An 11,164-nucleotide genomic window follows, 5' to 3' on the forward strand; every position below is an offset into this window, starting at 1 on the left:
TCGCTCAAGCCATGTGCTGGCCGCCATTCGCCGAAATCGTCGAGCCGGTGATGAAACCGGCGTCATCGGACGCCAGAAACACGACCGCGCGCGCGATCTCATGCGGCTCGCCCAGGCGCCCGACCGGGATCTGCGGCAGGATGTTCTTGGCCACCACCTCCGGGTTGATGGCCTTGACCATCTCGGTGGCGATATAGCCGGGGCAGATCGTGTTGACGGTGATGCCAGCGCGCGCGCCTTCCTGCGCCAACGCCTTGACGAAGCCGATGTCCCCCGCCTTGGCGGCGGAGTAGTTGACCTGCCCCATCTGGCCCTTCTGGCCGTTGATCGAGGAGATGCAGATCACGCGGCCGAACCTGCGCTCGCGCATGCCTTCCCAGACCGGCCGCGTCATGTTGAACAGCGAGTTCAGATTGGTGTTGATGACGGCGTACCATTGCTCCGGCGTCATCTTGTGGAACATGCCGTCCTTGGTGATCCCGGCGTTGTTGACCAGCACGTCCACCGGTCCGAGGTCCGCTTCAACCTGTTTCAGGCCGGCGGCGCAGGCCTCGTAGCTCGACACGTCCCATTTGTAGACGCTGATGCCGGTCTCGGCCTTGAATTTGGCGGCCGCTTCGTCATTGCCGGCGTAGCTCGCAGCCACCTTGTAGCCGGCTGCCTTGAGTGCAACGGAGATTGCTTCACCTATGCCGCGCGTTCCGCCGGTCACCACCGCAACCCTGGACATGATCCTCTCCTGATCCTTGATTGGTTCGTCTTGTATTCGCTCGGCTCTCGCGAGCCTTTGTTCCTCGCGGACGGCGAGCGCCATCCGCGCCACACTGCGGCTTGCGCCTGGCCTAGCGCTCGACGGTCAGGGCGACGCCCATGCCGCCGCCGATGCATAGCGTGGCAAGGCCCTTTTTGGCATTTCGCTTCTGCATCTCGAACAGAAGCGTCGTCAGCACGCGCGCGCCGGAGGCCCCGATCGGATGGCCGATGGCGATGGCACCACCGTTCACGTTAACGATCGACGGATCCCAGCCCATATCCTTGTTGACGGCGATGGCCTGCGCCGCGAAGGCTTCGTTGGCTTCGACGAGGTCGAGGTCCTTGACCTTCCAACCGGCCTTCTCGAGCGCCTTTTGAGACGCAGGAATCGGCCCTGAGCCCATCACGGCGGGATCGACACCTGCGGTCGCCCAAGAGACGATCTTCGCGAGCGGCGTGAGGCCGCGCTTTCGGGCTTCACCCGCGCTCATCAACACCAGGGCAGCCGCGCCGTCGTTGATGCCTGAGGCGTTGCCGGCGGTCACGCTGCCTTCCTTGTTGAAGGCGGGTTTCAGCTTGGCAAGCGCCTCCTGCGTGGTGCCGGCACGGATGTATTCGTCCTGATCGACGACGATGTCACCCTTCCGGGTCTTGACGGTGACGGGAACGATCTCGTCCTTGAACCGGCCGGCCTTCTGCGCGTCCTCGGCCTTGTTCTGCGAGCTGGTGGCGAACGCATCCTGCTCTTCCCGGGTGATCTGCCATTTGGCAGCGATGTTCTCGGCCGTGACACCCATGTGATAGCCGTGGAACGCATCCATCAGGCCATCCTTCAGCATGGAGTCGATGAACTTGACGTCGCCCATCTTGGTGCCGTTGCGCAGATGCGACAGATGCGGAGCCATCGACATGGACTCCATGCCGCCCGCGACGATGACCTTGGCATCGCCATTGGCGATCTGCTGCAGCCCGAGCGCGACCGAGCGCAGGCCCGAGCCGCAGAGCTGGTTCATGCCCCACGCGGTCTTCTCCTGCGGAATGCCGGCAGCCATGGCGGCCTGTCGCGCCGGATTCTGTCCCTCGCCGCCGGCGAGGACTTGCCCGAGAATGACCTCGTCGACCTCTTCTGGCGCGACTTTGGCGCGCTCGAGGGCGCCCTTGATCGCCACCGCCCCAAGTTCATGGGCGGTCAACGAACCGAACGCTCCGTTGAAGGAACCAACCGGCGTCCGAGCCGCAGAAACAATTACCACGTCCGTCATGATCAACTCCCGATTCTCTCTGATTTGATGTGCACTGCGCCGCGGTCAGAGACCTCGCCCCTCGGTGACGGCGGTCTCGAAGTCGGTTGGATCAATCTCCCGTTCGAGCCCCGCGCGCAGCATGTCGCGGTTGAGCTCGCCTTCCCACCACGCCACCACCACGCAGGCGACGCCGTTGCCGCAGAGGTTGGTGAGCGCCCGGCATTCGCTCATGAACTTGTCGATGCCGAGAACGATCGCCATGCCGGGCAGCAGTTCGGGCCTGACGGCGGCGAGCGTGCCAGCCAGCGTGATAAATCCCGCACCCGTAATGCCCGAAGCGCCTTTCGAGGTCAGCATCGCAACGACGAGGATCGTCATCTGCTCGCCGAAGGACAGCTCGACGTTCATCGCCTGGGCGATGAAGAGCGTCGCCAGGGTCATGTAGATGTTGGTGCCGTCGAGGTTGAAGGAATAGCCGGTCGGCACCACCAAGCCCACGACCGATTTGGAGCAACCGAGTTTCTCCAGCTTCTCCATCATCTGCGGCAACGCGCTCTCCGAGGACGAGGTACCGAGCACGATCAGCAACTCGTCCTTGATATATTTGAGAAACTTGAGGATCGAGAAGCCTGCGACTCGCGCGACGATGCCGAGCCCAACGACCACGAACAGAAACGCGGTGAGATAGAAAGTGGCGATCAGGCCGGCGAGGTTGCCAAGCGCCTGGGGGCCGTAGCGACCTATCGTGTAGGCCATCGCGCCGAAGGCTCCGATCGGTGCGACCTTGACCACGATCGAGATGACGCCAAACATCGCATGGGCAACGTCGTCCACGAACGACCGGACGGTATGAGCCCGCTCGCCGAGCCCCATCAGCGCAAAGCCGAACAGGATGGCAAACAGCAGAACCTGGAGAATCTCGCCCTGCGCGAACGCTCCGACGACAGTATCCGGAATAATGTGCAGCACGAAGTCCACCGACTTCATCTCGCTCGCCTGTTTCGCGTAACCGGCGACGGCGGCGGCGTTCGACTGCCCCTGAAAGCCTGATCCGGGGTGCAGCACGTTGGCGACGATCAGGCCCAGAGCCAGCGCAAAGGTCGAGACGATCTCGAAGTAGATCAGCGCCTTGATCGCGACCCGGCCGACCTTCTTGACCTCGGAAATGTGAGCTATGCCGGAGACGACGGTGCAGAAGATGATCGGCGCAATGGCCATCTTGATGAGCTTGACGAAACCGTCGCCCATCGCCTTGATCCAGTCGTTCTTGCCGAGATCGGGCCAAAGCCAACCGACAAGGACGCCGAGCACGATCGCCGCGAGCACCTGGACATAGAGAACCCGATAGAACGGCTTCTTTTGCGTCGTGATCGTCATTCCGGACGTCGCCGTGGTCGCTCCAGACATTGCTTCTCCTCCGTGATCTCGCGGCGCGCTGCGTAAGGCAGGCGACACTATTTCTTTTTTTGCGGCGGCAGATCGGTGCAGTGGCCCTCGAAGACCTCTGCAGCCATGCCGATCGACTCGCCGAGCGTCGGATGCGGATGAATGGTCTTGCCGATATCGGCGGGCTCGCAGCCCATCTCGATCGCAAGGCAGATCTCGCTGATCAGATCGCCTGCATGCGTGCCGACGATGCCACCGCCGATGATGCGGTGAGTCGTCGTATCGAACAGCAGCTTCGTGAATCCCTCGTCGCGGCCATTGGCGATCGCCCGACCGGATGCCGCCCAAGGGAAGACCGACTTGCCGAACTTGATGCCGTCGGCCTTGCATTGGTCCTCGGTCTTGCCGGCCCAGGCGACTTCGGGATCGGTGTAGGCGACCGACGGGATCTGCCGCGCGTCGAAACACGACTTTTCGCCATGCGCAACCTCGGCGGCGACATGCCCCTCATGGACCGCCTTGTGTGCCAGCATCGGCTGTCCCACGATGTCTCCAATCGCAAAGATATGCGCGACGTTGGTGCGCATCTGGTTGTCGACGTTGATGAAGCCGCGCTCGGTTACGGCAACACCGGCCTTCTCAGCCCCAATCTTTTTGCCATTCGGGCTTCGGCCGACCGCCACGAGAACGAGGTCGTAGACCTGCGGCTCCGCAGGCGCCTGCTCGCACTCGAACCTCACCTCGATGCCGGCTTCGGTCGCCTTCGCGCCGACCGTCTTGGTCTTCAGCATGACCTTGTCGAAGCGGCGCGCGTTCATCTTTTCCCAGACCTTGACCAGGTCACGGTCGGCTCCTTGCATCAGGCCGTCGAGCATCTCGACGACATCGATGCGCGTGCCGAGCGTCGAATAAACCGTCGCCATTTCGAGGCCGATGATGCCGCCGCCGATCACGAGCATGCGCTTGGGGATAGATTTCAGTTGCAGCGCACCGGTCGAATCGACGATCCGCGGATCTTCGGGAAGGAACGGCAGCTTCACGGCCTGGCTGCCTGCGGCGATGATGGCCTTGGCGAACTTGACCGTCTTCTTGCCAGTCGCCGAGACGACTTCGAGATGATGCGGATCGAGGAAGGTACCGACACCGGTCAAGACCTCGACCTTGCGCGCCTTCGCCATACCGGCAAGGCCGCCGGTCAGCTTCTTGATGACGCCGTCCTTGAATCCTCGCAGTTTGTCGAGATCGACCTGCGGCGCACCGAATGTGATGCCATGGTCGGGGAGATGCTTGACCTCATCGATTACGGACGCCGTGTGCAGCAGCGCCTTGCTCGGGATGCAGCCGACGTTGAGACAGACGCCGCCAAGCGTGTCGTAACGCTCGACCAGCACGGTTTTCATGCCGAGATCGGCGGCGCGGAAGGCGGCGGAGTAGCCGCCAGGGCCCGCACCCAGCACCAGCATGTCGCATTCGAGATCCGCCTTGCCCGCATGGGACGCGGCGGCGGGTGCAGCGGGTGGCGCCGCTGCGGCCGGCGGCGATGCCGAGGCCGGCGTTGGGACAGCCGCGGCTCCCGCCGTCTCCAGCATGAGGATGACAGATCCCTCGCTGACCTTGTCGTCGACCTTGACCTTGACTTCCTTGACGATACCCGCGTGCGAGGACGGGATCTCCATCGACGCCTTATCCGACTCGACCATAATGAGGCTGGTGTCGACTGCAACGGTCTCGCCGGGCTTCACCATCACCTCGATGACAGCGACGTCCTTGAAGTCGCCGATGTCAGGAACCTTGACTTCGATCTGAGCCATATTGCGCTCCCCAACCTCAGAACATCACGCGCCGCAGATCGGCGAGCACATTGGCGAAATAGACGTTGAAGCGCGCGGCTGCCGCACCGTCGATGACGCGGTGGTCCCAGGACAGCGACAGCGGCAAGGTCAGACGTGATGTCCAGGTCTTTCCGTCCGTCGAATGCTGTTTCCAGTAGCCCTTGCAGACGCCCATGATGGCGACCTCGGGCGCGTTGATGATCGGCGTGAAATAGATGCCGCCGATGCCGCCGAGCGAGGAGATCGAGAAGGTGCCGCCCTGCATCTGGTCCGGCTTGATCTTGCCCTCGCGCGCCAGCTTGGCGAGCGCGTTCATCTCGTTGGCGATGTCCGGTATCGATTTCTTGTCGGCATCGCGGATGACCGGCACCATCAGGCCGTTCGGCGTGTCCGCGGCAAAGCCGATGTGCCAGTAATTCTTGTAGACGAGCGTGTCGCCGTCGAGGCTGGCGTTGAATTCCGGAAACTTCTTCAGGGCCGCGACGGCCGCCTTCACCATGAACGGCAACAACGAGAGCTTGACGCCGCTCTTCTCCAGCTCCTTGTTCATCTTCACCCGGAACTGCTCGAGTTCGGTGATATCGGCCTCGTCATGCGTGGTGACGTGCGGGATCACGACCCAGTTGCGATGCAGATTGGCCGCCGAAATCTTCTTGATGCGACCGAGCTCCTTGCGCTCGACCGGACCGAACTTTGCGAAATCGATCTTGGGCCAGGGCAGCAGATCGATGCCGGCGACACCGCTTCCGCCTGCTGCCGCAGCCTGCGGCTTGGCGGGCGCAGCCCCGCTCCTGGCGAAGGCCTCGACGTCCTCGCGCTGGACGCGACCGTGATTGCCGGAGCCAGTGACCTTGCCGAGATCGACGCCGAGTTCGCGCGCCAGCTTGCGGACTGCGGGGCCCGCATAGGCGAGCGCAAAGGCCTTCTCGTCCACCGCGCCGGCCTGCGCCACCGGGGCTGCGGCAGGTGCCGCTGACGCGGGAATCGGCGCAGCAGCTGCTGGCGCGGCCGCCGCCCCCTCGCCAGTTGCGAGCACGAGAATGACCGCGCCCTGACTGACCTTGTCGCCGGTCTTCAGCTTGATCTCGCGCACGGTACCCGAGAGCGGCGCCGGCACTTCCATCGTCGCCTTGTCCGATTCCAGCGCAATCAGCGGATCCTCCGCCTTCACGCTGTCGCCGGGCTTCACGAAGATCTCGATGACCGGGACGTCCTTGAAGTCGCCGATATCGGGAACACGCACCTCGGCAACGCCGGCCGGCGCGCTGACGGGTGACGGCGGCGCGCTGACGACCGGGCGCGCCTCGGCCTGCTCGGCCCCAGCGCCCTCGAACTGCACGATCACCGTGCCTTCGCTCACCTTGTCGCCGACCTTGACGACCACCGACTTCACGACGCCTTCTCGCGGCGACGGCACCTCCATGGTCGCCTTGTCGGATTCCAGCGCAACCAGGGGATCCTCGGCCTTTACCTTGTCGCCCGGCTTGATGAAGATCTCGATCACCGGCACGTCCTTGAAGTCGCCGATGTCGGGAACCTTGATGTTGATCAGGCCACTCATCGCTCTGCCCTCGGCTCGCTGTCTCACACGGTCCACGGCGCAGCGCGCCCGGCGTCGATCTGGTACTTGGCGATGGCCTCCGCGACGATCGCGGGCTTGATCGTGCCTTCGTCGGCCAGCGCCTTCAGCGCGGCGATCGCGACGTAGTGCCGGTCGACCTCGAAGAATTTTCGCAGCTTGACGCGATAGTCGCTGCGGCCAAAGCCGTCGGTGCCGAGCACGACGTAGCGGCGGCCGGCCGCCTGGACATACTCTCGGATCTGATCGGGATAGTTGCGCATGTAATCGGTCGACGCCACGACCGGGCCCGAATGGGCTTCGAGCTTCGCTTCGACCCAGCTCTTGCGGCGCGGCTCCGTCGGGTGCAGCAGATTCCAGCGTTCAGTGGCCATGCCGTCGCGACGAAGCTCGTTGAAGCTCGTCGCGCTCCAGATGTCCGCGGTCACGCTGAAGTCCGCCTTGAGCAGATCCGCCGCCGCGATCACCTCGCGAAGGATCGTGCCCGAGCCGACGAGCTGGACGCGAGGTCCCTTCTTCGCCGTCTCGCCACCGTTCTTCAGCAGATAGAGTCCCTTGAGGATGCCCTCCTCCGCCCCCTTGCCCGCTTCGGCGAGCGAGGGGTGCGGGTAGTTCTCGTTCATCAGCGTGATGTAATAGTAGACGTCCTCCTGCGCCTCATACATGCGGCGCATGCCTTCGCGCACGATGGTCACCAACTCATAGGCGAAGGTGGGATCGTAGGAGATGCAGTTCGGGATGGTGCCGGCAAGCACGTGGCTGTGGCCGTCCTCGTGCTGCAAGCCTTCGCCGTTCAGCGTGGTGCGGCCGGCGGTGCCGCCGAGCAGGAATCCCCGCGCCCGCATATCGCCCGCGAGCCAGGCGAGGTCGCCGACGCGCTGCAGGCCGAACATCGAATAATAGATGTAGAACGGAATCATCGGCACGTCGTTCGTCGAGTAGGACGTCGCCGCGACGATCCAGCTCGACATGGCGCCCCCTTCGTTGATGCCCTCCTGCAGCACCTGCCCGGTCTTGTCCTCGCGATAGTACATGAGCTGGTCGGCGTCCTGGGGACGGTAGAGCTGGCCGACCGACGAATAGATTCCGAGCTGGCGGAACATGCCCTCCATGCCGAAGGTCCGGGATTCATCGGGCACGATCGGCACGATGTGCTTGCCGATCGCCTTGTCGCGCACCAGCGCGCCCAGCATCTGCACGAAGGCCATCGTGGTCGAGATTTCGCGGTCGCCGGTCGCGTCGAGCAGTCGCTGGAACGTCGACGACGGCGGAATTTGCAAGGACGCGGATTTGCGCCGGCGTTGCGGCAGACTGCCACCGAGCTTTTCTCGCTGAGCGCGCAGATACTTCATCTCCGGACTGTCTTCCGCGGGGCGGATGAAGGGCACCTTGGCCAGGTCGTCGTCGCTGACCGGCACCTGGAAGCGGTCGCGGAAGCCGCGCAACGCATCCTGCGTCATCTTCTTGGCCTGATGGGCGATCATCTGGCCTTCGCCGGACTCGCCCATGCCGTAGCCTTTTACGGTCTTGGGCAGAATGACCGTCGGCTGTCCCTTGTGGTTCACGGCCGCGGTATAGGCGGCGAACACCTTTTCCGGATCGTGACCGCCGCGCGCGAGTTTCCAGATGTCGTCGTCGCTCATGTCGGCGACGAGTTGCTTCAGCTCCTCGTACTTCCCGAAGAAGTGTTCGCGGATATAGGCGCCGCTCTTGCTCTTGAAATCCTGGTACTCGCCGTCGACGCATTCCTCCATGCGCTTCAGCAGCAACCCGCTCTTGTCGTTCGCGAGCAGCCGATCCCAGCCTGATCCCCACAGCACCTTGATGACGTTCCAGCCGGCGCCGCGGAATACGCTTTCGAGCTCCTGCACGATCTTGCCGTTGCCGCGCACCGGCCCGTCGAGCCGCTGCAGGTTGCAGTTGATGACGAAGATGAGATTGTCGAGGTTCTCGCGACCGGCGAGCGAGATCGCGCCGAGCGACTCCGGCTCGTCGGTTTCGCCGTCGCCCATGAAGGCCCAGACCTTGCGGTTGGATGTCTCGGCCAGTTTGTGATTTTCCAGGTATTTCAGGAACCGGGCTTGATAGATCGCCATCAGCGGCCCCAGCCCCATCGACACGGTCGGAAACTGCCAGAAATCCGGCATCAACCATGGATGCGGATAGCTCGACAGGCCCTTGCCGCCGGTCTCCTGCCTGAAGCCGAGCAGCTGTTCCTCGCTCAACCGGCCCTCGAGAAAGGCGCGCGCATAAATGCCGGGCGAACAATGGCCTTGGACGAAAATCAGATCGCCGCCGTGCGATTCCGTTGGCGCGTGCCAGAAATGGCCGAAGCCGATATCGTAGAGCGTGGCGGCGGACTGGAAGCTCGCGATGTGACCGCCGAGCTCCGAGCTCTCCTTGTTGGCGCGCAGCACAATGGCGAGAGCGTTCCATCGAATGAGCGAACGCAGCTTGTGCTCGATGGCGCGGTCGCCCGGCAGCGCTGGCTGTTGATCCAGCGGAATCGTATTGCAATAGGGCGTCGTCAGCGTCTGTTGAATGGCGAGGCCGCTGCCACGGGCAGCAGCAATGACTGCGTTGACGACGAATTCGGCGCGTTCACTGCCGCGGTGACCGCGGATTGCCGACAGAGCATCCAGCCACTCCCGGGTTTCCTGCGGATCCAAATCGTGCGCGTCCGCGACCGTCATTACTCTCTCCCTTGCATGCCAAGCGAAGTCAGGCGTCATTGTTCATTGCGCCGCCGCTTCGAGGCGGCAGCGTGCAATGCCACGCAGGCGATATCGCCCGTCGGACTAGGTTGAAGATGAAGTGCTGGCTGGCATTCGAACGTTTCCCTCGCCTTCTTGTTCAGAGCTGCTTATTGTTTTGAAGCCACTTTAAGCAGCATTCGTGCCAGACCTCGAACAGGCCGACCGATCGTGCGGCATGCCCTTCATTTTGCTCAGGATTGTCGGTCACTGGCGCGACCACGCCCATATGATCCGCCGTCACTTGTCTGAAGCTCCGGAAAACGAGCTCCTGGCGTCGCCCGAAAGATCGGACCGTTGAGCTGTCCGGCACAATGCTGGTCCTGGCGGGTACGAGCGAAAGCCGAACGCAAGCGATGCACCCGGACAACGGCATACGGGTGACGATCGATTTGACTAACGCGGTTCGAACACGAATGTCCGTGGCCGGACAGCTTTTCCCATTTCTCCGCACGTCACTTCGCCGGCCCCAGCGTCTCCGGAGCGGAGCCTGCCTTAACCTGCCGTGAAGTCGAAGAGGCTGATGCTGGCAGCCCGACAGCGGCAGCGCCAAATGGCCAACGATATCATTACGCACCGGGATGCGCTGCGCCACATCGCGGGCCGCGTGGTCGTGGCCGTGGGTCTGACCGTCGCGCTGACCTGGTCGTCGATGCTCCTGCAATTCGGACCCGATCCGGACGTGCTGGTGCGCGCCGGCTCGTAACCAGGTCGGGGATCATGATCGGCATCAGCGTCTCGGCGGTGCTGACGGCGGGTCTGAGCAATCGGTCGGCTTTGATGATGCGGGAGCTGGCGCTAACGCGCGCCGAGTTGCTGCGAATTTCCGGCACCGACCAGTTGACCGGGCTGCTCAACCGGCGGGGCTTCGACAAGGCAGCCGGAAGCGGCTTTGATCCAGACGCGCGATGCGAACCTGCCTGCGACGGTGCTGATGTGCGATATCGACCGCTTCAAGGCGATCAACGACCAATTCGGGGCATGAATTCGAAGACAAGGTGCTCATCGCGATCTCGGAGGTACTGCGCGCCTTCGCCGCGCGAAGGCGGGTGCTCGTGGCACGGCATGGCGGGGAGGAATTCGCCATTCTGATGACCGGCGTGTCCAAAGAGCGTGCGGCCTAGTACGCCGAAGAGCTCCGGCAGGACTGCGTCGCCAAGGAAATCTCAGAAGAAGAGATCGCGGCAGGCGTGACGATCAGCATCGGGCTCGCCGTAGGCCGTGGTGAAACGGACTTGGCCAAGGTCATGCGCATCGCCGATAAGGCTCTCTATGCCGCCAAACATCGGGGGCGCAATCGGGTCGTGCGGGCAGACTTCCTAAAGGATTCGATCGCAGCATAGCTCCGGCAGCAACTCCGCGCCGTGGCTCTATCCAGCTACGCCCGGAGGACGACCGCCGCGCTCCGACTCCGGGCAGAAGTGACTGCGCTTCCCCGTCGTTTGCGCGGCGGCTTCGGCCTCCCTTGACGGGGCGACGCGCCCGCAGTCCGTGCCAGGCCGACAAATGACCCCTGTGTGTGTTTCGGCATGGAATAAGGACCCCGTTTTCGGGGTGATCGGCATCCAATCGGGACCCCGGGATAAGGGTCCACAGTGGCTTCCATCGAGTCATGGA

Annotated in this window: 8 protein-coding genes and 1 pseudogene; 3 read left to right on the top strand and 6 right to left on the bottom strand. The window is 63.3% G+C overall.

Translation table 11 applies throughout. The features are described 5' to 3' along the window. Positions 1–4 precede the first annotated feature (4 nt). The 6 genes from phbB to aceE form a co-directional block, all read right to left on the bottom strand. The gene (phbB, locus tag IVA96_RS12495) at positions 5–730 is read right to left on the bottom strand and encodes an acetoacetyl-CoA reductase (RefSeq protein WP_247417454.1); all 726 of its coding nucleotides are present in this window, start codon (positions 728–730) and stop codon (positions 5–7) included. Between the two features lie 112 nt (positions 731–842). Then, the gene (locus tag IVA96_RS12500; RefSeq protein WP_247417456.1) at positions 843–2,015 is read right to left on the bottom strand and encodes an acetyl-CoA C-acetyltransferase; all 1,173 of its coding nucleotides are present in this window, start codon (positions 2,013–2,015) and stop codon (positions 843–845) included. 45 nt (positions 2,016–2,060) lie between these two features. Beyond that, on the bottom strand, positions 2,061–3,404 hold the full coding sequence (locus IVA96_RS12505; RefSeq protein ID WP_247417458.1) for a dicarboxylate/amino acid:cation symporter: 1,344 nt from the start codon (positions 3,402–3,404) through the stop codon (positions 2,061–2,063). Between the two features lie 47 nt (positions 3,405–3,451). Next, positions 3,452–5,194: a dihydrolipoyl dehydrogenase gene (gene lpdA / locus IVA96_RS12510; protein ID WP_247417460.1), complete on the bottom strand. Its 1,743-nt coding sequence runs from the start codon at positions 5,192–5,194 to the stop codon at positions 3,452–3,454. 16 nt (positions 5,195–5,210) lie between these two features. Then, entirely contained in the window at positions 5,211–6,776 is a 1,566-nt protein-coding gene (locus tag IVA96_RS12515) for a dihydrolipoyllysine-residue acetyltransferase (protein WP_247417461.1), read from the bottom strand. A 23-nt stretch (positions 6,777–6,799) separates the two neighbouring features. Continuing rightward, the gene (gene aceE / locus IVA96_RS12520) at positions 6,800–9,487 is read right to left on the bottom strand and encodes a pyruvate dehydrogenase (acetyl-transferring), homodimeric type (protein ID WP_247417463.1); all 2,688 of its coding nucleotides are present in this window, start codon (positions 9,485–9,487) and stop codon (positions 6,800–6,802) included. 583 nt (positions 9,488–10,070) lie between these two features. On the opposite strand from aceE, the gene IVA96_RS12525 reads away from it, so the two are divergent. The 3 genes and pseudogenes from IVA96_RS12525 (at position 10,071) to IVA96_RS12530 (ending at position 10,890) form a co-directional block, all read left to right on the top strand. Beyond that, the gene (locus tag IVA96_RS12525) at positions 10,071–10,253 is read left to right on the top strand and encodes a hypothetical protein (RefSeq protein WP_247417465.1); all 183 of its coding nucleotides are present in this window, start codon (positions 10,071–10,073) and stop codon (positions 10,251–10,253) included. Between the two features lie 186 nt (positions 10,254–10,439). Beyond that, positions 10,440–10,532: a diguanylate cyclase gene (locus IVA96_RS35455; RefSeq protein ID WP_253075127.1), complete on the top strand. Its 93-nt coding sequence runs from the start codon at positions 10,440–10,442 to the stop codon at positions 10,530–10,532. Positions 10,533–10,545: 13 nt separating this feature from the next. Further along, positions 10,546–10,890, top strand: a pseudogene (locus tag IVA96_RS12530) (GGDEF domain-containing protein). The last annotated feature ends 274 nt before the right edge of the window (positions 10,891–11,164 follow it).

The sequence above is a fragment of the Bradyrhizobium sp. 159 genome (genome assembly GCF_023073795.1).
Lineage (GTDB): Bacteria > Pseudomonadota > Alphaproteobacteria > Rhizobiales > Xanthobacteraceae > Bradyrhizobium.